Genomic DNA, 24,562 nt, shown 5'->3' on the forward strand with positions numbered 1-24,562 from the left:
CCCCCCCACCCGGCCCTGCACATGGACCCCGACCATGATCGACATCACGCTGGACCTTCTGCTGCTGCTGATGGCTGCGGCCTTCGCGGCGGGGTTCGTCGATGCCATCGCGGGCGGCGGCGGGCTGATCACCCTGCCGGTGCTGATGATGGCGGGCCTCTCTCCGGCGCAGGCGCTGGCCACGAACAAGGTGCAGGGCATCTTCGGCACCGGCACCGCGGCGCTCAGCTATGCGGCGCGGGGGCTTGTCGATCTGCGCAGTCAATGGCGGTCGGCACTGATCGCGGCTGGCGCGGGGGCGGGCGGCGCGGTGCTGGTCAGTGCGATCCCGACCGAAGGCCTCAGGCTGATCCTGCCGGTCATCCTGATCGGCATCGCGATGTTCTTCGCCTTCAAGCCCGGCCTGAACGATCTGGACCGCACAAGACGGCTGGCACCGCTGGCTTTCGCAATGACGGTGGTGCCTTTCTTCGCCTTTTATGACGGGCTGATCGGGCCGGGGGCAGGGGCGTTCTACATGATCGGCTTCGTCACGCTGGCGGGCTATGGGGTGCTGAAGGCCACGGCGCATACCAAGCTGTTGAACTTCGCATCGAATATCGGCGGGTTGGCGGCCTTCGCGCTGGTGGGCCAGCCCTTGTGGCTGCTGGGCATGGCGATGGGGGCGGCGCAGATCGCCGGGGCGATGCTGGGGGCGCGTCTGGCCTCGAAGGTGGGGGCGCGGCTGATCCGGCCCCTGCTGGTCGTCACCTCGACGGTGTTGGCCTGCCGGTTGCTCTGGCAGATGATCTGACGCGCCCGAACCCGGCGCCGCCTCTGCCAAGGGGCGCCGGTCGGGACGGTCGGTCGGGTCGGAGCAAGGCGGGGGACAGCCCCGCCCCCGCATGAAACCACATCCCTGCGTCGGTTTGATGACGGATCGCGTCGCCCCTCGGGTCGGAACGCCTGCGGCGCCTCAGGCTGGAAAACCGGCAGCGGTGCGCAATTCTCCGGTGATGCGGCCCCGGCAATTCGTGATCGGGGCGCCCAACAGGTCGCGGGCCACCGGATGGGCGGGGTCCAGCACGCCCAGATGGGACAGAAGGGCGGTGATCGCCGCCTCGCTGGCGCGGGTGGCGCCGTCGGTGATCTTCAGCGCGATGCCCAGACCCTGTTCGGGCAGGATGGCCACGAACACCGCCTCGGCGCCGGTCTTAACGGCCACGGCGCCGCCCATGGCGCGCATCAGGTCGGTGCAGGACCGCCCCTCGCCCGCGACCATGTCGGGATGGCTGCGCATCGCATCGACCAGCCGCCGCATCGCCTGCCCCCGCCGGTCGGGACCGGGATTGGCAAAGCGCGCCATTGCGCGGGCCAGCCCCTCGACCGAGCAGGCCCAGTTCGGGGCCGAGCAGCCGTCGATGCCAAAGCCGGGGCTGACCTCGCCGGTCACCTCTTCAAAGGCCGATTTCGCCGCCTGCTGGACGGGGTGATCGGGCTCGACATAATCGGGGCCGCCCTTCAGATGCCGGTTCAGCGTCAGAAAGCCCGCATGCTTGCCCGAACAGTTGTTGTGCAACTGGCAGGGTGCGGTGTCGGAACAGGTCAGGCGCCGATTCTCGGCCGCGTCGCGGGGCATATGGGTGCCGCAGCGCAGGTCGGGCTCGGCCAGACCCAGCCCCGCCAGCCAGTCGCCCACAGCGGCCACATGCAGGGCGGCACCCGAATGACTGGCGCAGGCCAGTGCCAGTTGCCTTTCGGTCAGCCCCGCCGCATCGGCGGCGCCGCTTTCGATCAGAGGCAGCGCCTGGATCATCTTGCAGGACGAGCGGGGAAAGATCACCTGTGCAGGCTGGCCCCAGGCCTCGACCACGCCATGGGCGTCGCAGATCACCGCATGGCCGCAGTGCTGGCTTTCCGGCAGATCACCCCGCCATAATTCGATCATCTCGGCGGATCGCATGGCGATTTCTCCCTGACAATTGCGCGATTGTGCTTGCGCAGCCTTTAATGGGCGGCGATTTTCGTTATCCTGAACAGAGATGGTTGAAAAGACCACAGCAATCGGGAACAACGCCCCCCTTGACGCGGCGAACATGAATGGCAGGAGACCACAGCATGATGACCACCACCCTGCGCGGCATTGGCGCCAGCCTTGTCCTGATCGCATCTTTGGGCACGGCGGTTGCGCAAGAATCCAGCAACGTCGTGGCGACCGAGGGGGACTGGACAGTCTTCGCGGCCGACAATCCGCGCGAATGCTGGGCCGTTTCGCCCCCCCGTTCGACCCTGAACACCCGCGACGGCCAGACGGTCGAGGTCGCGCGCGGCGACATCCGTCTGTATGTCGCCTATCGCCCCGGCCAGAACGGCGAAGTGTCGTTCAGCGGCGGATACCCCTTTGCCCCGGATTCGACGGTCGAGGTCGATGTGGGCGGGCGCACCTTCAACCTGTTCACCGAGAATGAAAGCGCCTGGACCGGCAGCCCGTCGGATGACGAGGCGATGATCACCGCCCTGCGGGCCGGGTCGTCGGCCGTCGTGACGGGCCGTTCGGCGCGCGGGACCACGACCAAGGACACGTTCAGCCTGTCGGGCATCACCGCCGCGACCAACAGCGCCCGCGAGCGCTGCCAGTAAGGCCGGGCCAAAGGGGGGCGCTGCCCCCCGTCGCGTTCCGCGACTCCCCCCGGGATATTTGTGCCAAGATGAAAAGGGCGGCGGCGGTTGATTTCCGGCGCCGTCCGGTCTATTTGCAGGTCTTTCACGCCCAGATCCGGTAGGTTCATGACCGTCGTATTCCCGCAGGCCGCAGGCGCGGCCCCGATCACGCAAGACGTGCTGACCATCCCGCGCAAGCTGGCGGAGGGTGGTCCCGTCAATATTGTCGGCCTGACGCGGGACCAGCTGCGCGAGGCGCTGATCGCGGCGGGGACGCCCGAAAAGCAGGCCAAGATGCGCGTGGGGCAGGTCTGGCAGTGGGTCTATCACTGGGGCGTGCGCGATTTTGCGCAGATGACCAATCTGGCCAAGGATTACCGCGCCCTGCTGGCCGCCAATTTCCAGATCGCCCTGCCCGAGGTCGTGACCCGTCAGGTCAGCAGCGACGGCACCCGCAAGTATCTGGTCCGCATCGCCGGCGGGCACGAGGTCGAGGTCGTCTATATCCCCGAAGAGGGGCGCGGGACGCTGTGCGTCAGTTCGCAGGTGGGCTGCACGCTGACCTGTTCGTTCTGCCATACCGGCACGCAAAAGCTGGTCCGCAACCTGACCGCCGGAGAAATCGTCGGCCAGCTGATGCTGGCGCGCGACGATCTGGGCGAATGGCCCGTGCAGGGTGCCCCCAAGGACGAGACGCGGCTGATCAGCAACATGGTTCTGATGGGCATGGGCGAGCCCTTGTACAATTTCGAGAACGTCCGCGACGCGATGAAGATCGTGATGGATAACGAGGGTCTGACCCTGTCGCGCCGTCGCATCACCCTGTCGACCAGCGGCGTCGTGCCCGAGATCGCCCGCACCGCGCAGGAAATCGGCTGTCTGCTGGCCGTCAGCTTTCACGCCACCACCGACGAGGTCCGCGACCGGCTGGTTCCCATCAACAAGCGCTGGAACATCGAGACGCTGCTGGCCGCGCTGCGCGACTATCCGCGCCTGACCAACAGCGAGCGGATCACCTTTGAATATGTGATGCTGGCGGGGGTGAACGACAGCGACGAGGATGCGCATCGGCTGGTCGAGCTGATCCGCGGCATTCCGGCCAAGATCAACCTGATCCCGTTCAACGAATGGCCGGGCGCGCCCTACAAACGGTCCAGCAACAACCGCATCCATGCCTTTGCCGACATCATCCACAATGCCGGCTATGCCAGCCCGATCCGCACCCCGCGCGGCGAGGATATCATGGCCGCCTGCGGTCAGTTGAAATCCGCGACCGAGCGGGGGCGCAAGACGCGCGCCCAGATCGCGGCAGAGACCGCCTAGCGCCGCTTGCTGCCGCGCGGAAGGGTCGTGCGGTTGCCGCGCGGTCCGGTCTGGACCGGCGTGTTGGCGGTGTTTTCATCCGACAGCTTGCGCCACCGTTCCAGCCGGTCGGCGGACAGAGTGCCCGCCGCGATGGCCGCCTGAACCGCGCAGCCGGGTTCATGCGCATGGGTGCAGTCGCGAAACCGGCAGAGCGGCGCCAGTTCGGTGATTTCCGCGAACAGCGTCGCCAGCCCGTCGGCGACGTCGCTGACATGCAGGGTGCGCATGCCGGGCGTGTCGATCACCCAGCCTCCGCCCGCGATCGGGTGCAGCGATCGGGCGGTGGTGGTGTGGCGGCCCTTGGCGTCGCCCTCGCGGATGGCGCCGGTCAACTGGGCCTGACCCTCGGCCTTGTCGGCCAGCGTGTTCAGAAGCGTCGATTTGCCAACCCCGGACGATCCGACCAGCGCGACGGTGCGGCCCGTGCCGCACCAGGGCGCCAGCGCGGTCGTGGCATCGGGATCCTTGGCGTTCAGCAGAACGACCGCCAGCCCGCGCTGCAGGGCCAGCGCCTGATCGCGCCAGGGGGCGGGATCGTCCACCTTGTCGATCTTGGTCAGCACGATGACGGGCTGGGTTCCGGCCTCGTTCGCCAAGGCCAGATAGCGTTCCAGCCGGGCGGCATTGAAATCGTCATTGCACGAGGTGACGATGAACAGCGTGTCGATATTGGCGGCGATCAGCTGGCGGGTATCGGCACCTTCGGTCCGGCGGCGCAGCAGGGCGCGGCGGTCCAGACGGCGGGCCAGAACGCGGCTGTCGGCATGGGCCAGCACCCAATCGCCCACCGCATAATCCGCGGTGGTCGCGTGCAAGGGCAGCTCCAACCGGACCTGACCGGCGCCGGTTTCCGCCGACAGGCGCGAGCGGTGGACCGAGGCCACGCGCATCGGTGCCAGTCCGGCATCGTCGGGGGTGATCTGGTCTGCGAAGAAGGGCTGCCAGCCAAGGTCGGCCAATGCGGATGCGGTCATCTGTTCTGCCTGTGTGAAGCCTCTTGAATGGCCGCACGCCCCCCGCGATGCAAGAGGGTCGTGGAACCCCTAGCCCTCATCATGGGGCCAGCCGTCGATGATGGCTGCGGCCTCGGCGGCGGTGTCGACGAAATGCAGCAGGTTCAGATCGGCCTCGCTGATGGTGCCGGCGCGGGCAAGCGCGGGCCAGTTCACGATCTCGCGCCAGAAATCGCCGCCGAACAGAATCAGCGGCACCCGCGCCATGCGGCGGGTCTGGATCAGGGTCAGCGCCTCGAACAGCTCGTCCAGCGTGCCGAAGCCGCCGGGAAAGACGGTGATCGCGCGGGCCCGCATCAAAAAATGCATCTTGCGGATCGCGAAGTAATGGAAATTGAAGCACAGCTCGGGCGTCACATAGGCATTGGGGCTTTGTTCATGCGGCAGCACGATGGACAGACCGATGGACCGGCCCCCCGCATCCTGCGCGCCCAGATTGCCCGCCTCCATCACGCCGGGGCCGCCACCGGTGCAGACGACCAGATCATGTCCGCCGCCCGCCAGGCTGCGTTCGGTCATCATCCGGCCAAAGGCGCGGGCCTCGGTATAGAAATGCGACAGCTGGGCCAGTTCGGGGGTGCGGGCCTCGGATGCGCGCTCGGGCGAGGGGATGCGCGCGCCGCCAAAGATCACCACGGTCGAATTGATCCCGTGTTCATCCATCAGCATCTGCGGCTTCAGCAATTCCAGCTGCAAACGGACCGGGCGCAATTCCTCGCGCAGCAGGAAATCGGGGTCGGAAAAGGCCAGCCGATAGGACGGCGCCTCGGTCTGGGGGGTGTGGGGCGCACGGGCGGCGCGGGCGGCATCCTGGGCGCTGTCGGGCAGGGGGTGGTCGTGTATGGGGTGGGATCGGTCGTCCGTCTGGCTCATCACATCCTCGGGCGGCTTGGCGCGGATTGCGCGGGCTTTGCAGGGTGCTTATAGCCCTGAGGGAACAGTTTCCACCCGGACCAGACCAAACAGCAAGAGGCCCCGATGACCCAATCCCTGGAAAAAGCCATTGAGACCGCGTGGGAGGCCCGCGCCGAGATCACCAGTGCCACCATGGGCGAGACCCGCGAGGCGGTGGACGAGACCCTGCGCCGCTTGGATGCGGGCACCCTGCGCGTCGCGGAAAAGCGCGGCGCGGACTGGCATGTGAACCAATGGGCGAAAAAGGCCGTGCTGCTGTCGTTCCGCCTGAACGACATGGAAGAGATGTCGGGCGGTCCGCAGGGGTCGAACTGGTGGGACAAGGTGCCGTCGAAATTCCACGGATGGGGCGACAATCAGTGGCGCGAGGCGGGCTTTCGCGCCGTGCCGGGCGCGATCGTGCGCCGCTCGGCCTTTATCGGGCGGAACGCGGTGCTGATGCCGTCATTCGTCAATCTGGGCGCCCATGTGGGCGAGGGCACGATGGTCGATACCTGGGCGACGGTCGGTAGCTGCGCGCAGATCGGCAAGAACGTCCATCTGTCCGGCGGCGTCGGCATCGGCGGCGTGCTGGAGCCGCTGCAGGCCGGTCCCACGATCATCGAGGATGACTGTTTCATCGGCGCTCGCTCCGAGGTGGTCGAGGGCTGCATCATCCGCGAAGGCTCGGTTCTGGGGATGGGCGTCTATATCGGCCAGTCGACCAAGATCGTCGACCGCGAGACCGGCACCGTCAGCTATGGCGAGGTGCCTGCCGGGTCCGTCGTCGTGTCGGGATCGCTGCCGTCGAAAAACGGCGTCAGCCTGTATTGCGCGGTGATCGTCAAGCGCGTCGATGCGCAGACGCGGTCCAAAACCTCGGTCAACGAGCTTTTGCGCGACTGATGAGCACGCTGTACATCGACGCCGATGCCTGCCCGGTCAAGGCCGAGGCGGAACGCGTTGCGGTGCGGATGGGCGTGCCGATGGTGCTGGTCTGCAATGGCGGGCTGCGGATGCCCACGCATCCGCTGGTCCGGCTGCAGATCGTCGCCGCAGGCCCGGACGAGGCCGACAAATGGATTGCCGACAGCTGCGGTCCCGGCGATGTGGTGGTCACCGGCGATCTGCCGCTGGCCGACCGCTGCATCAAGGCGGGCGCTGCCGTGTTGACCCATGCGGGCGAGGTGCTGGACCCGACCAATATCGGCCCGCGTCTGGCCACCCGCGATCTGATGGCCGATATCCGCGAGGCCAATCCCTTCCATCAGGGCGGCGGCGCGGCCTTCGGCAAGGCCGACCGGGCGCGGTTCCTGCAGGCGCTGGACCGGGCGCTGACCGCCGCCCGCCGCGTTCCGCGCGGCTAGGGCGAACCGGGCGCCGCCCGCCTGCGTTATGCGCCGGCCCGGCAGGAGAGATCGATGCAAGACGACCAGACCATCACCGCCATGACCGATCGCGTCCGCGACGCGGCGGATGGCGACACGATCAGCGTCGCGCAGATCACCGGGGCCCTGGGGCGCGATTCGCTGCCCCCCAATCTGATGATTCCGGCGCTGGCGGTCGTGTCGCCGCTGTCGGGGGTGCCGCTGTTCTCCTCCGTCTGCGGAATGCTGATTGCGCTGATCTCGGCCCAGATGCTGCTGGGGCGCGATCATGTCTGGCTGCCAGGGTTCCTGATGCGGCGCAAGCTGTCATCGTCGCGGGTGCTGGGCGCACTGGACTGGATGCGCCGTCCGGCGGGGTTTCTGGACCGTATCACCGCAGAACGGCTGACCGTGCTGGTGCGCCGCCCGATGCGCTGGATCACCCAAGGCCTCTGCCTGTGCTGCGGGCTGGTCATGCCGTTTCTGGAACTGATCCCCTTTACCTCGTCGCTGATGGGCGTGGTGGTCAGCCTGCTGGCCTTTGGCATGCTGGCCCGCGACGGGCTGTTCACGGCCTTGGGGCTGATGGCGATCGGCGGCGTGGCGGGGCTGGTTCTGTACCTTCTGCCCTGACCGTTCACATCCCGATCAGCACCATCAACACCGGCAGCGTCACGATGCTGGCCGCGGTCGAGATCAGGATCGCGGTCGATACCCGCTGCTGCGCGATCCCGAAATGCTGCGCCAGAATATAGACATTGCCCGCCACCGGCAGCCCTGCCGCGATCACCATCACCCCCGCCGCAAAGGGATCGACGCCAAGCGCCCATGCCGCCAGCCCCACGGCCAGCGGATGCAGCCCCAGCTTGGCCCCCGCCAGCCAGCCCGCAGGCGCCAGCCGCGCCAGCCGCCGTCCCGCCAGACTGGCGCCGATGGCAAACAGCGCGCCCGGCGTCGCGGCGCCGCCCAGCAGCGCCAGAAACTCGTCCAGGGGCGCGGGCATGGGCAACGCCAGCCCGCCCCATGCTAGCCCCGCCACCATCGCCAGAATCATCGGATTGGCCGCGATCCCGCGCAGCGCCGGAACCACCGCCGCCGCCCGCAACCCCCCATTGCGCGAGGCATGCACGATCAGCGTGATCAGCGTCGAAAAGACCAGCAGGTCGATGGTCAGGATCATCAGTACCGGCCCGATGGCGCCATCGCCCAGCAGCACGACCAGCATGGGCACGCCCAGAAAGCCGGTATTGCCGATCATGCAGCATTGCGCCTCCATCGCGGCCTCGGCCAGATCCAGCCCCCGCGCGCGGGCGACCGCGATCCCTGCCGCCCAGACCACGGCCGATCCGCCCAGATAGGCCAGCGCAAAGCGCAGATCGAACAGCGCGCCCAGATCGATCCCGGCGGCAAAGCGGAACAGCATCGCCGACAGCGCGAAATAAAACACGAACCGCGTCAGCCATGCCGCGCCCTCGGGCGGAAAGAACCGCGAGGCGGCAGCGGCCCAGCCCAGCCCGATCAGGGCGAAAAAAGGCAGGGTCTTCATCAGGATCTCAAGCACAGGGCAGCCCTCTGTTCGGGCGATGTCAGCCCGATCCGATCAGCACCCCCACGGCCAGCACCAGACCACCGCCCACGACCACTTGCAAGACGGCCCGCCAGAAGGGCGTCTGCATCCAGCGGTTCTGGATCCACGCGATGGCCCACAGCTCGATGAAGACGACGATGATCGCGATGGTCGTGGCGGTGCGGAAATCGGCGATCAGATAGGGCAGCGCATGGCCAAGCCCCCCGACCATCGTCATCACACCAGACGAGATGCCGCGCTTGATGGGCGATCCGCGCCCCGAGACGACACCGTCATCGGACGCGGCCTCGGTGAACCCCATGCTGATCCCGGCGCCGATGCTGGCGGCCAGACCGACCAGAAAAGTCGTCCAGGGATCCTGCGTGGCAAAGGCCACCGCAAAGATCGGCGCAAGGGTGGACACGCTGCCATCCATCAGCCCCGCCAGACCCGGCTGCACCCAGGTCAGCACGAATTCGCGATGCGCCACCGCATCCTCGTCGGCGCGGGCATCGGCATCGACCCGGTCGGACAGCTCGCGGGCGCGGTTCTCGTGGCCGCGTTCGGCGGCGGCCAGATCGCCCAGCAGCTTGCGGGTGCGGGCATCCAGACTTTGCTGGGCGGCACGGGCATAGAAATCGGCGGCGTCATGTTCCATCCCCGCCGCCTCGGCGCGGATCGCGGGCAGGGACAGGTTCTCCATCATCCAGGCCGGGCGGCGGGTCAGATAACCCGCCACATGCTCGCGGCGGATGACCGGGATCGCATCGCCCCACCGTTCGCGATGAATGTCCAGCAGCATGCGGCGATGGCCGTCTTCCTCCGCGCTCATCGCGTCAAAGACGGCGGCGGTGGCGGGGTATTCCTTGCGCAGGAACGCGGCCCAGTGGCGATAGATGCGGGCGTCATCCTCTTCCGAGGCGATGGCCAGCGCCACGACCTCTTGTTCGGACAGTTCCGACAATCGCTTGCGGGCGGACAGAAAGGGCAGGGTCATCTTCGGTCTCAAATATCCTCGGGGGTGAGGCCGCCTGCGGCCGAGGGGGCTGAAGGCCCCCTTTGAACCGTGAATTCGAACGCACCGTCACCCAGATCGCGCAGGCCCACCATGGCATGGCCCGCCTGACCGCAGTAATGCGGCACATCGACCTGCGCCATGGAATCGGTGGCGATCAGGCGCAGCCGCGCCCCTTCGGGCAGCGCCAGCAACGCCTTGCGCAGGCGCAGCACAGGCAGCGGGCACAAAAGGCCCCGCGCATCGACGATGGGGGTATCGGTCACGACAGGGCTGCGAATCGGTCCAGACACCAGTCGCGCAAGCCCTCGGGCGGCAGGCGCAGGGCCAGATCGCCGGCGAAATCCTGAAAGGCCTGCTGCTGCTGGCGCGGCACATACAGCAACACCGGCTGGCCGTCCGCTGCCGCGCGCCCGATCAGGTCGCGAAAGCCGCGACCCATCGCCTCTTGCCGGCCGAATTTGGGAATGACGATCAGCCCGGCCCCGTCCAGATGCGGCGCGGTGCGGGCCACGGCCTCTTCCAGCGCGGCGGTGTCCAGACGACAGCCCTGCGCCCCCGGCCCAAGCGACTGAGAAATGCGCAGCGGCGCGCCCGGATCGCCCAGCACCACGATCTCCATGTCGCAGGCGCAATCGGGGCCCAGATCCAGATTGCGCTGGATCGCGCCCGCCACGGCCAGCCCCTGCGCGCGCAGATCCATGGCCAGATCCTCGATCAGGCGATCGGCCATGCCGGGAGCCGCGCCCTCATCCGTGGTGAACCAAGCCAGCATTCCGCCCCCTTACACGCCGCTGTCCAGCGCGAATTTCATCAGCCCGTTGATCCCGTCCACGCCCAGCTTTTTCTTGAGCGCGGACGAGGTATTGGCCGCCGTCTTGTAGCTGACATTCAGCTGATCGGCGATGGCCTGCAGCCCCAGCCCCTGCCCGATCAGCCCCAGCACCTGCCGTTCGCGGTCCGACAGCGCCCCAAGCGGATCGTCCGCCGCCCCGGCGCGCAGGGTGGCCAGCGCCATCGCCTGCTTGGGGGCCAGATAGAACTCTCCGGCCTCCAGCGTGCGGACCGCGTCGCGGAAATCGGACGGCGGCGCGTTCTTGGACAAAAACCCCTGCGCCCCCGCCTGCAGCGCGCGGGCGGCAAACCCGGTCTGGTCGTTCATCGAGAAGATCAGGATGCGCGCCCCCGGCGCCGCCGCCAGCAAGGGCGCCACCAGATCCAGACCGCCGGTGCCCGGCAGGCTGATATCCAGCACGATCAGATCCGGAAGGCGCGCATCGGGCCGGGAACTGTCCGGCCCAAGGTTTTCGCACGGGCCCGGCACAGGATTGCCCGATATCGGATGGCCCGACATCGGATGGCCCGGCGCGGTCCGGTCCCCGGCGGCGTGGCGGGCCAGCTGGTCCAGCGCCTCTTCGCCGGACATGGCCTGTCCGACCGTGTCATAGCCCAGATCGCGCAACAGGCGGCTGGCCCCCAGATGGGTGATCGGGTGGTCGTCGATAACCAGAGCATGTTTCGTCACGTCGTCGTCCTGTTCCTGTGCATGCCCGCCCCATCGAGGCCCGGCTCAGCCACACCCGCCCCGTCGATACCCGCCCCGGTCAGGCCCGTACGGGGCAGCCGGGCCTGCAGCACGGTGCCGTCGGGGCCGGTCGCGATGTTCAGATCGCCGCCCAGCAGGGTGATGCGTTCGCGCATGCCGGTCAGCCCGGCGCCTTCGCGCCGCCCCTCGGCGATGCCGGTGCCGTCGTCGGACAGGATCATGCGCCAATGCGCCGGGTCGGTCCAGAGGCGGATGTCCACCTGACGCGCCTGTGCATGGCGCAGCGCATTGGTGGTCCCTTCCTGCAGGATGCGGAACAGAGTCAGGGCGGTGGCCTCGTCGGGTTCGGGCAGGCCCGCCGCGATCTCCAGCCCGATGGTCATGTCGGGAAAGCGGCGGGCCAGATCCTCGGCATAATCCGACAGGACCGCTGCCAAGGGCAGCTGCCCCACCGCCATCGGGCGCAGGTCGTTCAGCAGAGCGCGGTTCACCCGGGCGATCTGTTCGGCAATGACGGCGATCTGTTCGGCCGATTGCACCATGGCGGGGTCGGTGGCGGCGGCGCGCAGCGCGTCGGCCTCGACCCGCAGACCGAAAAGACAGGGGCCCATCTCGTCATGCAGGTCGCGGGCGATGGCTTTGCGTTCGGCATCGCCCCGCGCGACGATCTGATGCTGCAGGCGGGTGCGGTCGCGCCGCGCCTGTTCCAGCGCCTCGGCCAGCGCATCGGCATGGCGGGCCAGCGGCGCCAGATCGGGCTGGGGCAGCGGGCCGATCCGGGCCTCCAGATCGCCGCGCGTCAGGTCCGAAAGTCGGGCCGAGATGGTGCCCACCGGGCGCAGCGCCTGCCCCACCGCCCAAGCGATCAGCCCCGCCTGCAGGGCACCCGTGACCAGCGCCAGTGCCATCAGGTCGCGCATGTCGCGCCAGGCCCGGGCGATTTCCTGGGCCGGATCGCCGGTGATCAGGACATAGCCGCGCGGACGGCCCCCGATCACGACCGGCAGGCGGGTTTCCTGCGGATCGGGGGCGACGAGGGCCGCGAACCAGCGCGGGCTGCGCTTGGCGGGATCGGGCGGACCTGCGGGCTGGCGCAGGGTGCCGTCCAGCGCATCGAGGATGCCGATGCGGGCGTGGCGCGGCTCGGTCAGGCGTTCGGGCAGCAGCGCCATGATCCGGTCGGCGGGCACCGCGCCCTGCATCGTGCCGATCGTGGCCAGCACCAGATTGCGCGCGGTCTCGGCCCCCATGCGGGTTTCGGTCGCGATATCGCGGCGCAGCCGGTCCAGGCTGCCCGCCGCCAGCACGCCGACCAGCAGCAGCTGCATCGCCAGAATGACCAGAAGGATGCGGGTGCGCAGCGTCATATCCGCCAAGTGGCGCTAAAACGCGGGCCGGGGCAATGGGGGGGACGCTGAAAAGGGGGGCGCTGCCCCCCGTCCTGAAGGACGCCCCCCGGGATATTTCCGCCAAGATGAAAGGCGGCGCTTTTCAGCCGTCTCGGCGGCGGCTATTCAGACGGAATGAGCGATTATGACGATCTGGCGGCCCGCATCCGGGCCTTGTGTGCGGGCGAGACCGATGAGGTCGCGCTGATGGCCACCGTGGCCTGCGAGCTGCATCATTCCGACGACCGGTTCGACTGGACCGGGTTCTATCGCGTGGTGGGGCCGGACCTGTTGAAGATCGGGCCCTATCAGGGCGGGCATGGCTGTCTGGTCATTCCGTTCTCTCGCGGGGTCTGCGGGGCGGCGGCGCGCACGGGCGAGGTTCAGATCGTCGCCGATGTCGAGGCCTTTCCCGGCCATATCGCCTGTTCCAGCAGCACCCGGTCGGAAATCGTGCTGCCGGTGACCGGCGCGGGGGGGCGGCTGATCGGCGTGCTGGACATCGACAGCGACCGGCCCGATGCCTTTGATCAGGCGGATGCCACGGCGCTGACCGCGATTCTGTCGGGGGTGTTCGGTGCCGCATGATCCGCGCCCCGTCGACCTGACCGGGCATTGCCTGTGCGGTGCGGTCACCTTTGGCGGGCATTGGGCGGGCGATTCGCTGCGGGCCTGCCATTGCGAACAATGCCGCCGCTGGTCGGGCCATGTCTGGGCCGCGACCGGGCTGAGTGATTTCCGGGCCGAGGGGCCTCTGCGCTGGTTCGCCTCGTCCGAGCGGGCCGAGCGGGGGTTTTGCGGCACATGCGGCAGCGCGCTGTTCTGGCGCAGGCGCGGCAGCGATCTGACCGAGGTGGCGGCGGGGGCGCTGGACCGTCCCACCGGGCTGGCCCTGCAAGGGCATATCTTTGTCGCGGACAAGGGTGATTATTACGACATCGCGGACGGGTTGCCGCAATACGGGCAGGGAGCGCCGGAATGATCTGGGAGACGCTGGCGAATATTCCCATGGGCCAGATGCTGGCCTTTCTGGCGGGGGGGCTGGTGCTGAATTTCGCGCCGGGGCAGGATGTGTTCTTTGCCAGCGCCTGCGGCATTCAGGGCGGTCCCAAGGCCGGGGCCTGGGCCGGTCTGGGCGTGGGCCTGGGTGTTCTGATGCATGTCACGCTGGCCACCGTGGGTCTGGGGGCGCTGGTCGCCGCCCACCCCGAGGCCTTGCGGGCAATCAAATATGCGGGGGCCGCCTATCTGCTGTGGCTGGCGTGGAAAAGCTGGCGGGCGGGGGATGTGGACCCACAGGCGCGCGGCAGTGTCCGGGTCTGGAACATCATCCGGCGCGGCTTTCTGTCCAATGCGCTGAACCCCAAGCCGGTGCTGTTCATGCTGGCCTTTCTGCCGCAATTCACCAATCCGGCCTGGGGTCCGGTCTGGCAGCAGATCCTGGGGCTGGGGCTGATCTTTGCCTTTACCGGCACGCTGGTGACCATCGGCTATGGCGTCGTTGGCGGGGTGGCGGGACAGGTGATCGGCAAGCGGCTGGGGTTGGTCAACAAGATCGCGGCCGTCATGTTCGCGGGGCTGGCGCTGCGCCTCGTCTGGAAATGACCGGTTTCGTCTATGCGCCGCCGGCAGATGCGCCTGTCGTGGTGCATGCCGATCATCAGGTTCTGGTCGTGGACAAGCCGGCGGGCCTGCTATCCGTGCCGGGCCGGGGCGAAGATCGGGCCGATTGCCTGATCGCGCGGCTGCGGGGCGCCTTTCCGACCGTGCTGCTGGTGCATCGGCTGGATCTGGACACCTCGGGCGTGATGGTCTTTGCGCTGACGCCGCATGCGCAGCGGCATCTGTCCAAACAGTTCGAAGATCGGCAGACGAAAAAGGTCTATGTCGCGCGGGTGGCCGGGCAGTTGCAGCCCAAGACGGGCCGGGTCGATCTGCCGCTGATCGTCGATTGGCCGAACCGTCCCCGCCAGAAGGTCGATCATGTCGAGGGGCGGTCCGCCCAGACCGACTGGCGGGTGATGCGCAGGGGCGAGGCCGAGACGCGGGTCCGGCTGATGCCCGTCACCGGGCGCAGCCATCAGCTGCGGGTGCATATGGCCGAAAGCGGGCATCCGATTCTGGGTGATCCGCTATATGCGACGGGGGAGGCGGCGGATCATCCGCGTCTGATGCTGCATGCAGAAAGCCTGCGGTTCCGCCATCCCGACAGCGGTGTGCAGATCGGGTTTTCGGCGCCTGTGCCCTTTTAGGGCGTCTGTGTGCGGGGCCTGCGGCGCAGGCGGCGCGACAGCCAGCGGGCGACCCAGGGAAAAATCGTCAGCACGATGACGATGGCGATGATGCGCGGCCCGACGATATCCGAGACCTGATCGATCTCGGCCAGCTGCGTGCCGGCGGCGGTCAGGATGATCTTGTTCGGCAAGACGCCCGCCGCCGTCACCCACCGAAACACCCGCGCGGACAGCAGGCTGACTCCGGCGGCCAGATTGAGGATGAAGAATGGCAGCGCGGGCGTCAGCCTCAGGCTGAGCAGTGCCAGCGCGCCATCGGTGGCGACGCGGCGGTCAAGCTGGTCGGCGCGCCGACCCAGCAGGCGGCGGACCTGTCGGCCAAGCAGATGGCGGGCGACCAGAAAGGTCAGCATCGCCGCCGCCAGCGTCCCGGCCATCGACAGCACCAGCCCCAGCCAGAACCCGAAGAACGCCCCGCCCGCCAGGGTCAGCACAACGACCACCGGAACCGGCAGCGCCCCGGCCAGTGCAAAGATCCCCAGATAGGCGATGGCCGACAGTTCCGGGTTGCGGTCGCGCCAGCCCTGACCGTGATCCAGCATGCGCTGCAATTCGGTCAGGTCGGATTGCAGGGCGGGCAGGGACGGCCACAGCCACAAGGCCAGCGCCAGCGCCGCGATCAGGGCCGCCGCCCCCAGGACAATCCGCAGGGGCGGCATCAAAGGTCAGGCCGCGCCGTTCGCATACCAGTCGGCGACGATCACCTGCGCGCCCGATCCGCCCTCGGCCACCGCTTGGGCAAAGGCCTGCATGTCGCTGTCGCGGAAATGATAGGGATAGACCACATCGGGCGCAAAGGCGGTGACGGCGGCGGCGGCCTGATCGACGGTCATGGTATAGGGCAGGTTCATCGGCAGGAACGCCACATGGATGTCGGTCAGGGCACGCAGTTCGGGCGTATCCTCGGTATCGCCCGCGATCAGGAAGCGCTGGCCGCCGATGGTCAGGATATAGCCGTTGTCGCGGCCCTGCGGGTGATACTCGGCGCGTTCGGGGGTGATGTTATAGGCCGGGATAGCCTCGATCGTCATGCCCAGAACCTCGCCCGCATCGCCATTGGCCATGATGGTCGTGCGTTCCGCCATGGCGGCGGGCAGCATCGCAGCCACGGCGGGGTTGGCGATGATCCGCACGGCGGGCAGCGCGTCCAGCGTCGCCTGATCGTAGTGATCGCCATGTTCATGCGTGATCAGGATGAGATCGGGCGCGGGCAGATCGGCATAGGCCGCAGCCCCGCCGACCGGGTCGACCAGAATCACCCCGCCCGGCGTTTCCAGCGCCATCGAGGCGTGGTCGACCGGATGGATCACGACCGCGCCGCCCTCGACCGGGTGGCTGAAGGGGCCCGGTTGCGGGGTGACGTCCTGCGCGCGGGCGGGGCCGGTGGCGATCAGGGGAATGACGGCACTGCCCATCAGGGCGGCGGCCAGTTGCAGTCCGGTGCGGCGGGTCAGGCGCATGTGATCTCCTGCTGTCACGAAATGATGGTCAGGGGTTGAACACCGGCTGCGGGCCGGGGGTTCCCGGCTTGCGACAGGCTGTCGCGTGACCTACACAATCGGGCACAATCGGGCTGAACGGCATGGGGTTAGGGCGAAGGATGACACATCTGTGGGTCAGGGCGGAAAGCCGCCCGAACGAGGATCGCACCGGCATCACCCCCAAGGGCGTGGCGGCGCTGATTGCCCGGGGGCTGACAATCACGGTCGAGGACAGCCCGAACCGCATCATTGCGACCAAGGCCTATGCCTCCGCCGGGGCCACCATCGCGCCGACCGGCAGCTGGCCCACCGCCCCCGACGATGCCATCATCTTTGGCCTGAAGGAACTGCCTGCCGACGGCACGCCCCTGCGCCATCGCCACATCATGTTCGGCCATGCCTATAAGGGCCAGCCTGCGGGCCGGGTGCTGCTGGAGCGGTTCCGGGCCGGGGGCGGGATGCTGCTGGATCTGGAATATCTGACGGATGAGGAGGGGCTGCGGCTGGCGGCCTTTGGCTATTGGGCGGGCTATGCGGGGGCGGCGGTGTCGCTGATGGCCTGGGCCGCGCAGCAGGCGGGCGGGATCTGCGCGCCTGTTCAGGCCTCTGCCGATCGCGATCTGATGCTGGCGGATCTGCGGGCGCGGATGGATGCGACCGGGCGCCCCCGCCCGCGCGCCATCGTCATCGGCGCCAAGGGCCGGGTCGGGCGCGGCGCGTCCGATCTTCTGACGGCGATGGGCGTCGCGGTGACGGGCTGGGACATGGCCGAAACCGCGCATGGCGGCCCCTTCCCCGAGGTGCTGCAGCATGACATCTTCATCAACGCCATTCTGGCCCATCCCGGCGCACCGGTCTTTGTGCCCGCCAGCGCGGTGGCGCCGGGCCGGGCGCTGACGGTCATCGGCGATGTCGCCTGCGATCCCGACAGCGATTTTTCCCCGATCAAGGTCTATGACCGCACGACCAGCTGGGATGCCCCTGCACTGCGCGTGGCCGATGCCCCGGTGCTGGACGTGGTGGCCATCGACAACCTGCCGTCGCTGCTGCCGCTGGAAAGCTCGACCGATTATGCGGAACAGCTGCTGCCGGTTCTGGCGCAGCTGGCGGATGGGCTGACGGGCCCCTGGGTGCGCGCGGCGGCGCTTTATGACGACCATGCCGGGCACGCGGGCGCACAACCGGGCTGATCCGAACCGACGCTCTGACACCATCGTGACCCCTTCTGGGGGAACGTCAGCGCATACCGGGCATTCCTTGGGTTCAATGACCTTTCGGAGGATACCAGATGATGCGCCGCACCCGCCGCACGACGACAAGCCTGACCGCCCTTGCCGCCACCGGATTTCTGGCCGGCGCGGCCTGTGCCCAATCCCTGAACGAAGCGGCCCCGCATGGCGCTGCCTATGACCAGACCCCGGCCTTTGAAGGCCAGACCCGCGCCCCGGCGCTGGAGGGCGACGTGGCCCTGCAGCAGACCGTGCTGGCCGAAGGGCTGGAACATCCCTGGGGCCTGACCGAATTGCCCGATGGCAGCTGGCTGGTCACCGAACGTCCCGGCCGCATGCGCATGGTCGCCCCCGACGGCACCCTGTCCGAGCCGATCGCCGGTTTGCCCGAGGTCGATGCTCGCGATCAGGGCGGTCTGCATGACGTCTCGGTTGCCGATGATTTTGCCGACACCCGCCGCGTCTGGTGGACCTTTGCCGAGCCGCGCGGCAATGGCGAGAATGCGACGGCGGTCGCAACCGGCATCCTGTCCGAGGACAACAGCACGCTGGAGGATGTCTCGGTCATCTGGCAGCAGCAGCCGGCCTGGGCCTCGACCAAGCATTTCGGCGCGCGCATCGTCCATGACGGCGAAGGCCATATCTTCGTCGGCCTGGGCGAACGCTCGGACCCCGAACCGCGCGTCTATGCGCAGGATCCGCAGGCCACGCTTGGCAAGATCGTGCGGATCAATGCCGAGGACGGCACCCCCGCAGGCGCCGGGATCGAGGGCGCCCTGCCCGAGATCTGGTCGATGGGCCACCGCAACATTCAGGGCGCCGCGATGGGCCCGGACGGCCAGCTGTGGATGAACGAACATGGCCCCAAGGGCGGGGACGAGCTGAATGCCATCGAGGCGGGCCTGAATTACGGCTGGCCCGAGGTCACCTATGGCGTGGATTACAGCGATGCCGAGATGGGCGTGACCGAAATGGACGGGACCGAGCAGCCGGTCTATTACTGGGATCCCTCGCCCGCGATCAGCGGCATGGCGTTCTATGACGGCGAGATGTTCCCAGACTGGCAGGGCGATGCGCTGATCGGCGCGCTGCGCGGCTCGTCGGTCATCCGCCTGACCATGGAAGACGGCCGCGTCACCGGAGAGGCCCGCCTGCTGGAAGGCATCGGCCGCGTCCGCGAGGTCGAGGTGGCGCAGGACGGCGCGCTGGTCCTGATCACCGATGAGGAAAACGGTCAGCTGATCCGCGTGACACCCGAGGGCTGAGCCCCGCGTATCCCGGCACGGAACAAGGGCGGCCCCGCGCGGGTCGCCCTTTTTGCTGTGAGGCCGTCAGACGGGCTTTTGCAGATCATCCTCGATCGCCTCGGGCGAGACGCCAAGCGCGTCCAGCCCTGCCTCCAGCAGATCGGCCAGACGCGGTTCGCCCATCAGGTAATCCTCGGTCGGCACGGTGCGTTCGATGCGGGCGGTGGTGATCGCCTCGTCCAGTTCGTCCGCGTCGAAACTGTCGCGACCGATCCACATGATCGCGACCAGACTGGCTTGTTCATCTTCGTTCAGATCGGCAATGAAATCATGCAGCTCGGACCGGGTGCTGTGCTGGCGACCGCCGCCCTGATGCGCCCATGCGTTGACGCCGCTTTCGTAATCGCGGGCGCGCATGATGATATGGGCAATCTTGTCGTTGGAAATCTGCAGCATGGGGTCATCCTGTAACGTGCCGGACAATTGGCCGACCGATCGGTACAGGATCGGCCCCCGCCTGTCCCGCGTCAAGGCCGGTGATCGGCCCGGGGTCAGCCCTTGCGCCCGAACAGACGTTCGATATCGGACAAGGGCAGCTTGACCCATGTCGGGCGGCCATGGTTGCACTGGCCCGAACGCGGCGTGCGCTCCATCTCGCGCAGCAGGGCGTTCATCTCATCCGCGGTCATCCGGCGACCCGAACGGACCGATCCGTGGCAGGCCATCGAGGACAGGACCGCATCGATGCGCCCCTGCAGACGGTCCGATTGGCCCTGATCGGCCAGATCGTCCAGAATGTCGCGGATCAGCGCCGCCCCATCCAGCCGCGTCAGCATCGCGGGAACCTCTCGCAGGGCGATGGCGCCGGGGCCGAAGGGTTCGACCACCAGCCCCAGTCCGGCCAGATCGGCGGCGATGGACAGGATGCGATCCGCGTCCGACGGAGACAATTCGACGATTTCGGGGATCAGCAGCGCCTGCGCCGCGATCCCGCTGGCCTGCGCCTGCGCCTTCAGCCGTTCATAGACCAGCCGTTCATGGGCGGCGTGCTGATCGACGATGATCAGCCCATCCGGGGTCTGGGCGATGATGTAGTTTTCATGGATCTGCGCGCGGGCCGCCCCAAGCGGCGCATCCTGCAGCGCCGGTGCGTCGTCAAGGACCGGATCGAACCGCGCCGAGGGCGTTTCCCGAAAGCCCGGCGCGGGCATCTGCATATCCAGCCCCGCCCGGATCGCGGCGCCTGACGGGCGGTCGCCGTGCCATGCCAGGAGGGGGCGTTGCGCATCGTGGGTGCGGGTGCCCGGCTGGTCGGCTGCGGGCCGGTCAGCGTCGGCCCTGCCGGGTTCGGGCTGAAACGCCGCCAGCGTCGCGCTGCCGCCGGTGGATGAGGCGCGATGCCCGGCCCCCGCCATCGCATGGCGCAGCGCGCCGACAAGCAGCCCGCGCGCCGATTGCGGATCGCGAAACCGGACCTCGGCCTTGGCGGGGTGGACGTTGACATCGACCAGTTGCGGATCGCATTCCAGAAACAGCACCGCCGCCGGATGACGCCCCGAGGCCAGCACATCCATATAGCCCGCCCGCAGCGCCCCGGTCAGCATCTTGTCGCGCACCGGGCGACCGTTGACGAACAGATGCTGGGCCACCGCCGCGCCGCGCGAATAGGTCGGCAGGGCGGCAAAGCCGGTCAGGGTGATCCCGTCGCGGATCGCATCCATGGGCAGGGCATTGTCGATGAAATCACTGCCCATCAACCGGGTCACGCGCAGGGTCAGGGCGCCGAACAATTCGCCCTGTTCGGCATCGGCGCGAAAGATCTCGCGCCCGTCGGCGGTCAGGGCGAAGCCGACATGGGGCTGGGCCAGCGCAAGGCGGCGCAGGACCTCGGCCACGGCCTGCGTCTCGGCCCGTTCGGTGCGCAGGAATTTCAGCCGGGCCGGGGTGGCGAAGAACAGGTCGCGCAATTCCACCACGGTGCCGGGATTGGCGGCGGCGGGGCGCGGGGGCGTCAGCCGCCCCCCGGTCACCGCGATGACCGCGCCTTCGGCGCCCGCAGCGCGCGAGGTGATGGTCAGCCGCCCCACGGCGCCAAGCGAGGGCAAAGCCTCGCCCCGAAAGCCGAAGCTGGTGATCGCCAGCAGGTCCGAGCCGTCGATCTTGCTGGTCGCGTGGCGCGACAGGGCCAGCGGCAAATCCTCGGGGACCATGCCGCAGCCGTCGTCGGTGACCCTGATCAGGCGCTTGCCACCCTCTTCGATGGCGATCTGGATGCGGGTCGCCCCGGCATCCAGCGCGTTTTCCACCAGTTCCTTGACCGCCGAGGCGGGGCGTTCGACCACCTCGCCCGCCGCGATGCGGTTGGCGGTGGTCTGATCCAGCTGGCGGATGACCGGGGTGGCGCGCATCTTGGGGTCGGGGATGTTCATGCCCCCAAATCTAGCAGGAGATGGGGGCGGTTGCCAGAGATTCGCATCGGTCCTGGGGATCTCTGGCAGGGTCGGAAGGGGGGCGCTGCCCCCCGTCCTTGCGCCTTCGCGTCCGGGAAAGGTCCCCCGGACCTTTTCCGGACGCGGCTCAGCCCCGGGATATTTCGGCCAAGATGAAAGGGGCCGGGGGAGGCTGAGATGGTCAGTTGGTGGCGGGGTCGCTTTCGATGCCTTCGGGGCGGCCCACCAGCACGAAGCGCAGCTGATCAGGGTCCAGCAGGCGTTGTGCGACGCGGGTGACGTCCCCGGCGGTCACGGCCTCGACCTTGTCGTTGCGGGTGTCGATATAGTCGATGGGAAAGCCGATCAGCTGCATGCCCGCCAGAATCGCGGCGATGCGTCCGTTGCCGTCGAAGCGCAGGGGATATTCGCCGGTCAGGTAGGTCTTGGCATCGGTCAGTTCCTGTTCGGTCACGCCCTCGGACATGCGTGCCCATTCGGCGCGGATCAGATCGACGGCCTCGGCTGTGGTGGCGTTCGATCCGGACATGCCGCCGTGCCATGTCTGGCCGTAAAGCCCGGTCGCCAGCGTGGTGCCGACGCCATAGGTCAAACCACGTTTCTCGCGGATCTCCTCCATCAGACGGGCGCTGAAGCCGCCGCCGCCCAGAATGTGGTTGGCGACGAAGGCGGCGAAATAGTCGGGATCGTCGATCGGCAGGCCCGGACCGGCAAAGGCCACCACGGTCTGCGGGCTGTCCCAATCGATGACGGTCGTGCCGCCGGTCAGTTGCAGATCCGCGGGATCGGGCAGGGGGGCGGTCGCCTGTTCGGGCAGCCCGCCCAGGATGCGGTCCAGAAGCATGCCCAGATCCTCGGCCGAGATGTCGCCCGAGGCGCCGACGACCACGCGGTCGCGCGCCAGCACGCGGTTCTTGGCGGCGACCAGATCCTGACGGCTGAGGGCCGCGACGCTGTCGGCGGTGCCGTTGATCGAGGTCGCATAGGGGTGATCGCCCCAGGCCTGCGCGGCCATTTCCTTGGCGGCGATGGCGCCGGGATCGGTCGCCTCGGACCGGATCACCGCCTGCACCTGCGCGCGGACGCGGTTCAAGGCATCGTCGTCGAAGCGGGGCTGGGCCAGCGCCTGCGCCAGCAGATCGCCCGCCTGATCACGGGTCTCGGTAAGGGTTCTGAGGCTGACCGAGACGGTATCGTCGCCCGCGCTGAACGACATCTGGGCGCCCAAATCCTCGACCGCCTGCGCAAAGGCGGTGGCGTCGGACCGGCCCGCGCCCTCTTCCAGCAGAGAGGTCATCAGATTGACCGCCCCGCGTTTGTCTGGCGCGTCCATGCTGGCGCCGCCACGGAACTGGAGGTCCAGCGCGACAAAGGGGATGCTGTCATCCTGCACCAGCCAGGCGCGGATGCCCCCCGGCGAGGTCACATCCTGAATCTCGATCGCCTGAGCCGGGACGGCCAGCAGCGCGAGAACGGTGGCGATGGCGGCACGGATCATCCTTGCACCTCGGGGTTGGTCTGGGTTTCGGGTGCGGGCGTGTCGGTGGGGGCCGTGTCGGGCGCGGGCATGTCGCTGTCAGGCGCGTCGGGGATGGGCGCGTCGGGGATGGGCGCCGCTGCCTCGTCGGGTTCCGGGGACGCGCCGTCGCTGGCCGGTTGGGCCTCGGCGGGCAGCAGCCAGCCGGTGACATGGCCCTTGGCCGACAGCACCTCGCGCGCGGCGGCCATGACCTGATCGGCACTCACGGCGCCCAGAATGTCGGGCCAGTCATTCACGTCCTGCACGGTCAGGCTGGTCGACAGGCCCTGACCGTAATCATAGGCCCGGCCATGCGCCGAATCGCGGGCATAGATCTGGGCGGCGCGCAGCCGGGTGCGGACCCGTTCCAGATCGGCCTCGTCCACGCCATCCGACAGGAACTGGGCCAGCGCCTCGTCCAGCGCAGCTTCGGCATCGACCGGAGAGGTGCCGTCGGCGGGAATCATCGACAGGCGGAATTCGGTGCGATCGAGAGACAGCCCGTCATAGCTGGCGCCGACCCACAGCGCCTTGCCGGGCAGCATCAGTCGCTGCGCCAGTTCCGAGGTCTGGGACGAGCCGCCCAGCAGATCGGCCAGCACCGTCAGCGCGGCGGCCTTGTCCTGATCGCCGGGATTGCGTTCGGCGGCCAGCACGCTGCGGACCATCGTGGGCTGGGCCACGCGGGGGTCCGACATCTCGATCCGGCGTTCGGTGCGCTTGGGCGGTTCCTGCGGGCGGATGCGGGGTTTGGCCTCGCCCTTGGCGGGGATGGGGCCGTAATGCTCTTCGGCCAGCGCGCGGGCCTCTTCGGGGGTCACGTCGCCGGCGATGACCAGAACGGCCTCGTTCGGGGAATAATGGCTGTCATACCACGCGATGGCGTCGTCGCGGGTCAGGGCCTCGATCTCGTCCCGCCAGCCGATGATGGGGCGGCCGTAAGGGTGGTTGTCGTAAAGAATCGCGTTCATTTCCTCGGCGAAGAGCGCCTGAGGGTTGCTGTCCACACGCTGCGCGCGTTCCTCCAGCACGACCTGTCGTTCGGCCTGCCAGTCATCATCCGAGATCTGCAGATTGGCCATCCGGTCGGCCTCCATCTGCATGACAAGAGGCAGGCGGTCGCTGGCGATGCGCTGGAAATAGGCGGTGAAATCCCACGAGGTGAAGGCGTTGTCGCTGCCGCCATTGGCGGTGACGGTCTTGGACAGCTCTCCGGGTTGCAGCATGTCGGTGCCCTTGAACATCAGATGTTCCAGATAATGGGCGATGCCGGATTTGCCGGGCACCTCGTCGGCGGCGCCGATCTTGTACCAGACCATCTGCACGACGACCGGGGCGCGTTCATCCTGAATGACCACCGTTTCCAGCCCGTTGGGCAGGGTGAAATGGCTGATGCCGTCGGGCATGGGGCCATTGTCGGGGCCATTGTCGGGGCCATTGTCGGGGGTGGTGTCGGTTGCCGCTTCGGCGGCGGGTTCGGCCTTGGGGGCCAGAGCTTCGGGGGCCCGAGCCTGGGGGGCCAGAGCCTCGGGGGACACGGCCTCGGC

The 24,562-nt window shown here is 68.2% G+C and carries 27 protein-coding genes; 12 read left to right on the top strand and 15 right to left on the bottom strand.

Annotated elements, in window-relative coordinates:
* Positions 1-34: 34 nt before the first annotated feature.
* On the top strand, positions 35-793 hold the full coding sequence (locus EG885_RS17970) for a TSUP family transporter (RefSeq protein ID WP_131577299.1): 759 nt from the start codon (positions 35-37) through the stop codon (positions 791-793).
* A gap of 162 nt (positions 794-955) precedes the next feature.
* On the opposite strand, the gene EG885_RS17975 is transcribed toward EG885_RS17970, so the two are convergent.
* Positions 956-1,942: an asparaginase gene (locus tag EG885_RS17975; protein WP_131577301.1), complete on the bottom strand. Its 987-nt coding sequence runs from the start codon at positions 1,940-1,942 to the stop codon at positions 956-958.
* A gap of 155 nt (positions 1,943-2,097) precedes the next feature.
* Here EG885_RS17975 and EG885_RS17980 point away from each other — a divergent pair, with 155 nt between their 5' ends.
* Both EG885_RS17980 and rlmN read left to right on the top strand, forming a co-directional pair.
* Positions 2,098-2,619, top strand: a complete 522-nt coding sequence (locus EG885_RS17980) for an invasion associated locus B family protein (RefSeq protein ID WP_131577303.1) — start codon at positions 2,098-2,100, stop codon at positions 2,617-2,619.
* Between the two features lie 147 nt (positions 2,620-2,766).
* The gene (rlmN, locus tag EG885_RS17985) at positions 2,767-3,963 is read left to right on the top strand and encodes a dual-specificity RNA methyltransferase RlmN (RefSeq protein WP_131577306.1); all 1,197 of its coding nucleotides are present in this window, start codon (positions 2,767-2,769) and stop codon (positions 3,961-3,963) included.
* Here the strand turns inward: rlmN and rsgA are convergent.
* Positions 3,960-4,979, bottom strand: a complete 1,020-nt coding sequence (gene rsgA / locus EG885_RS17990; RefSeq protein WP_131577308.1) for a ribosome small subunit-dependent GTPase A — start codon at positions 4,977-4,979, stop codon at positions 3,960-3,962. The genes rlmN and rsgA overlap by 4 nt on opposite strands.
* A 69-nt stretch (positions 4,980-5,048) precedes the next feature.
* Positions 5,049-5,891, bottom strand: a complete 843-nt coding sequence (locus tag EG885_RS17995) for an LOG family protein (RefSeq protein WP_131577310.1) — start codon at positions 5,889-5,891, stop codon at positions 5,049-5,051.
* Between the two features lie 105 nt (positions 5,892-5,996).
* Here EG885_RS17995 and dapD point away from each other — a divergent pair, with 105 nt between their 5' ends.
* Genes dapD through EG885_RS18010 form a run of 3 tightly spaced genes read left to right on the top strand, consistent with a single transcriptional unit; the run spans position 5,997 to position 7,912 of the window.
* Positions 5,997-6,818 (top strand): 2,3,4,5-tetrahydropyridine-2,6-dicarboxylate N-succinyltransferase, encoded by an 822-nt coding sequence (gene dapD, locus EG885_RS18000; RefSeq protein WP_131577312.1) that lies wholly within the window; start codon positions 5,997-5,999, stop codon positions 6,816-6,818.
* Positions 6,818-7,279: a YaiI/YqxD family protein gene (locus tag EG885_RS18005; RefSeq protein WP_131577314.1), complete on the top strand. Its 462-nt coding sequence runs from the start codon at positions 6,818-6,820 to the stop codon at positions 7,277-7,279. The genes dapD and EG885_RS18005 overlap by 1 nt, the downstream gene beginning before the upstream one ends.
* Before the next feature lie 54 nt (positions 7,280-7,333).
* Complete coding sequence (locus EG885_RS18010) at positions 7,334-7,912, top strand: exopolysaccharide biosynthesis protein (protein WP_131577316.1); 579 nt, start codon at positions 7,334-7,336, stop codon at positions 7,910-7,912.
* Between the two features lie 4 nt (positions 7,913-7,916).
* Here the strand turns inward: EG885_RS18010 and EG885_RS18015 are convergent, their stop codons facing one another.
* Genes EG885_RS18015 through EG885_RS18040 form a run of 6 tightly spaced genes read right to left on the bottom strand, consistent with a single transcriptional unit; the run spans position 7,917 to position 12,774 of the window.
* Entirely contained in the window at positions 7,917-8,840 is a 924-nt protein-coding gene (locus EG885_RS18015) for an AEC family transporter (RefSeq protein ID WP_131577318.1), read from the bottom strand.
* Between the two features lie 25 nt (positions 8,841-8,865).
* Complete coding sequence (gene mbfA / locus EG885_RS18020) at positions 8,866-9,843, bottom strand: iron exporter MbfA (RefSeq protein ID WP_131577320.1); 978 nt, start codon at positions 9,841-9,843, stop codon at positions 8,866-8,868.
* 8 nt (positions 9,844-9,851) lie between these two features.
* Positions 9,852-10,127, bottom strand: a complete 276-nt coding sequence (locus EG885_RS18025) for a sulfurtransferase TusA family protein (protein ID WP_131577322.1) — start codon at positions 10,125-10,127, stop codon at positions 9,852-9,854.
* Positions 10,124-10,636 (bottom strand): DUF2478 domain-containing protein, encoded by a 513-nt coding sequence (locus tag EG885_RS18030; protein ID WP_131577324.1) that lies wholly within the window; start codon positions 10,634-10,636, stop codon positions 10,124-10,126. Before EG885_RS18030 ends, EG885_RS18025 begins: the two co-directional genes overlap by 4 nt.
* 9 nt (positions 10,637-10,645) lie before the next feature.
* Positions 10,646-11,386: a response regulator gene (locus EG885_RS18035; RefSeq protein WP_131577326.1), complete on the bottom strand. Its 741-nt coding sequence runs from the start codon at positions 11,384-11,386 to the stop codon at positions 10,646-10,648.
* The gene (locus EG885_RS18040) at positions 11,383-12,774 is read right to left on the bottom strand and encodes a histidine kinase (protein WP_131577328.1); all 1,392 of its coding nucleotides are present in this window, start codon (positions 12,772-12,774) and stop codon (positions 11,383-11,385) included. The genes EG885_RS18035 and EG885_RS18040 overlap by 4 nt, the downstream gene beginning before the upstream one ends.
* A gap of 156 nt (positions 12,775-12,930) precedes the next feature.
* On the opposite strand from EG885_RS18040, the gene EG885_RS18045 reads away from it, so the two are divergent.
* From EG885_RS18045 to EG885_RS18060, 4 genes are read left to right on the top strand one after another with little or no spacing between them, the layout of a single operon-like run.
* On the top strand, positions 12,931-13,383 hold the full coding sequence (locus tag EG885_RS18045; protein ID WP_131577330.1) for a GAF domain-containing protein: 453 nt from the start codon (positions 12,931-12,933) through the stop codon (positions 13,381-13,383).
* Positions 13,373-13,777: a GFA family protein gene (locus tag EG885_RS18050; protein ID WP_131577332.1), complete on the top strand. Its 405-nt coding sequence runs from the start codon at positions 13,373-13,375 to the stop codon at positions 13,775-13,777. Before EG885_RS18045 ends, EG885_RS18050 begins: the two co-directional genes overlap by 11 nt.
* Positions 13,774-14,400 carry a LysE family translocator gene (locus tag EG885_RS18055; protein WP_131577334.1) on the top strand — a complete coding sequence of 209 codons (627 nt, stop codon included), beginning with the start codon at positions 13,774-13,776 and terminating at the stop codon, positions 14,398-14,400. The genes EG885_RS18050 and EG885_RS18055 overlap by 4 nt, the downstream gene beginning before the upstream one ends.
* The gene (locus EG885_RS18060; protein ID WP_131577336.1) at positions 14,397-15,047 is read left to right on the top strand and encodes an RluA family pseudouridine synthase; all 651 of its coding nucleotides are present in this window, start codon (positions 14,397-14,399) and stop codon (positions 15,045-15,047) included. The genes EG885_RS18055 and EG885_RS18060 overlap by 4 nt, the downstream gene beginning before the upstream one ends.
* Here the strand turns inward: EG885_RS18060 and EG885_RS18065 are convergent.
* Positions 15,044-15,748 (bottom strand): TVP38/TMEM64 family protein, encoded by a 705-nt coding sequence (locus EG885_RS18065; protein ID WP_131577338.1) that lies wholly within the window; start codon positions 15,746-15,748, stop codon positions 15,044-15,046. The two genes, EG885_RS18060 and EG885_RS18065, sit on opposite strands and share 4 nt — an antisense overlap.
* Positions 15,749-15,754: 6 nt before the next feature.
* A complete protein-coding gene (locus EG885_RS18070) occupies positions 15,755-16,549 on the bottom strand; it encodes an MBL fold metallo-hydrolase (protein ID WP_131577340.1) in 795 nt (264 codons plus the stop codon).
* A gap of 140 nt (positions 16,550-16,689) precedes the next feature.
* Here EG885_RS18070 and EG885_RS18075 point away from each other — a divergent pair, with 140 nt between their 5' ends.
* On the top strand, positions 16,690-17,760 hold the full coding sequence (locus tag EG885_RS18075; RefSeq protein ID WP_131577342.1) for a saccharopine dehydrogenase: 1,071 nt from the start codon (positions 16,690-16,692) through the stop codon (positions 17,758-17,760).
* 98 nt (positions 17,761-17,858) lie between these two features.
* Positions 17,859-19,064: a PQQ-dependent sugar dehydrogenase gene (locus EG885_RS18080; RefSeq protein ID WP_131577344.1), complete on the top strand. Its 1,206-nt coding sequence runs from the start codon at positions 17,859-17,861 to the stop codon at positions 19,062-19,064.
* A 66-nt stretch (positions 19,065-19,130) separates the two neighbouring features.
* On the opposite strand, the gene EG885_RS18085 is transcribed toward EG885_RS18080, so the two are convergent.
* The 4 genes from EG885_RS18085 to EG885_RS18100 form a co-directional block, all read right to left on the bottom strand.
* Entirely contained in the window at positions 19,131-19,502 is a 372-nt protein-coding gene (locus tag EG885_RS18085; protein ID WP_131577346.1) for a DUF3775 domain-containing protein, read from the bottom strand.
* 95 nt (positions 19,503-19,597) lie between these two features.
* Positions 19,598-21,475, bottom strand: a complete 1,878-nt coding sequence (mutL, locus tag EG885_RS18090; protein WP_131577348.1) for a DNA mismatch repair endonuclease MutL — start codon at positions 21,473-21,475, stop codon at positions 19,598-19,600.
* 202 nt (positions 21,476-21,677) lie between these two features.
* Positions 21,678-22,994: a M16 family metallopeptidase gene (locus EG885_RS18095; RefSeq protein ID WP_131577350.1), complete on the bottom strand. Its 1,317-nt coding sequence runs from the start codon at positions 22,992-22,994 to the stop codon at positions 21,678-21,680.
* Positions 22,991-24,421, bottom strand: coding sequence for an insulinase family protein (locus EG885_RS18100; RefSeq protein ID WP_207392325.1), 1,431 nt, complete (start codon positions 24,419-24,421; stop codon positions 22,991-22,993). The genes EG885_RS18095 and EG885_RS18100 overlap by 4 nt, the downstream gene beginning before the upstream one ends.
* Positions 24,422-24,562 lie beyond the last annotated feature (141 nt).

The sequence above is a fragment of the Paracoccus nototheniae genome, from assembly GCF_004335005.1.
Taxonomy (GTDB): Bacteria; Pseudomonadota; Alphaproteobacteria; order Rhodobacterales; family Rhodobacteraceae; genus Paracoccus; species Paracoccus nototheniae.

Coding starts and splice junctions, on each gene's coding strand:
- EG885_RS17970 (WP_131577299.1), top strand. CDS start 35: ATGATCGACATCACGCTGGACCTTCTGCTGCTGCTGATGGCTGCGGCC.
- EG885_RS17975 (WP_131577301.1), bottom strand. CDS start 1,942: ATGCGATCCGCCGAGATGATCGAATTATGGCGGGGTGATCTGCCGGAA.
- EG885_RS17980 (WP_131577303.1), top strand. CDS start 2,098: ATGATGACCACCACCCTGCGCGGCATTGGCGCCAGCCTTGTCCTGATC.
- rlmN (WP_131577306.1), top strand. CDS start 2,767: ATGACCGTCGTATTCCCGCAGGCCGCAGGCGCGGCCCCGATCACGCAA.
- rsgA (WP_131577308.1), bottom strand. CDS start 4,979: ATGACCGCATCCGCATTGGCCGACCTTGGCTGGCAGCCCTTCTTCGCA.
- EG885_RS17995 (WP_131577310.1), bottom strand. CDS start 5,891: ATGAGCCAGACGGACGACCGATCCCACCCCATACACGACCACCCCCTG.
- dapD (WP_131577312.1), top strand. CDS start 5,997: ATGACCCAATCCCTGGAAAAAGCCATTGAGACCGCGTGGGAGGCCCGC.
- EG885_RS18005 (WP_131577314.1), top strand. CDS start 6,818: ATGAGCACGCTGTACATCGACGCCGATGCCTGCCCGGTCAAGGCCGAG.
- EG885_RS18010 (WP_131577316.1), top strand. CDS start 7,334: ATGCAAGACGACCAGACCATCACCGCCATGACCGATCGCGTCCGCGAC.
- mbfA (WP_131577320.1), bottom strand. CDS start 9,843: ATGACCCTGCCCTTTCTGTCCGCCCGCAAGCGATTGTCGGAACTGTCC.
- EG885_RS18030 (WP_131577324.1), bottom strand. CDS start 10,636: ATGCTGGCTTGGTTCACCACGGATGAGGGCGCGGCTCCCGGCATGGCC.
- EG885_RS18040 (WP_131577328.1), bottom strand. CDS start 12,774: ATGACGCTGCGCACCCGCATCCTTCTGGTCATTCTGGCGATGCAGCTG.
- EG885_RS18045 (WP_131577330.1), top strand. CDS start 12,931: ATGAGCGATTATGACGATCTGGCGGCCCGCATCCGGGCCTTGTGTGCG.
- EG885_RS18055 (WP_131577334.1), top strand. CDS start 13,774: ATGATCTGGGAGACGCTGGCGAATATTCCCATGGGCCAGATGCTGGCC.
- EG885_RS18060 (WP_131577336.1), top strand. CDS start 14,397: ATGACCGGTTTCGTCTATGCGCCGCCGGCAGATGCGCCTGTCGTGGTG.
- EG885_RS18065 (WP_131577338.1), bottom strand. CDS start 15,748: ATGCCGCCCCTGCGGATTGTCCTGGGGGCGGCGGCCCTGATCGCGGCG.
- EG885_RS18070 (WP_131577340.1), bottom strand. CDS start 16,549: ATGCGCCTGACCCGCCGCACCGGACTGCAACTGGCCGCCGCCCTGATG.
- EG885_RS18075 (WP_131577342.1), top strand. CDS start 16,690: ATGACACATCTGTGGGTCAGGGCGGAAAGCCGCCCGAACGAGGATCGC.
- EG885_RS18080 (WP_131577344.1), top strand. CDS start 17,859: ATGATGCGCCGCACCCGCCGCACGACGACAAGCCTGACCGCCCTTGCC.
- EG885_RS18085 (WP_131577346.1), bottom strand. CDS start 19,502: ATGCTGCAGATTTCCAACGACAAGATTGCCCATATCATCATGCGCGCC.
- mutL (WP_131577348.1), bottom strand. CDS start 21,475: ATGAACATCCCCGACCCCAAGATGCGCGCCACCCCGGTCATCCGCCAG.
- EG885_RS18095 (WP_131577350.1), bottom strand. CDS start 22,994: ATGATCCGTGCCGCCATCGCCACCGTTCTCGCGCTGCTGGCCGTCCCG.
- EG885_RS18100 (WP_207392325.1), bottom strand. CDS start 24,421: ATGCCCGACGGCATCAGCCATTTCACCCTGCCCAACGGGCTGGAAACG.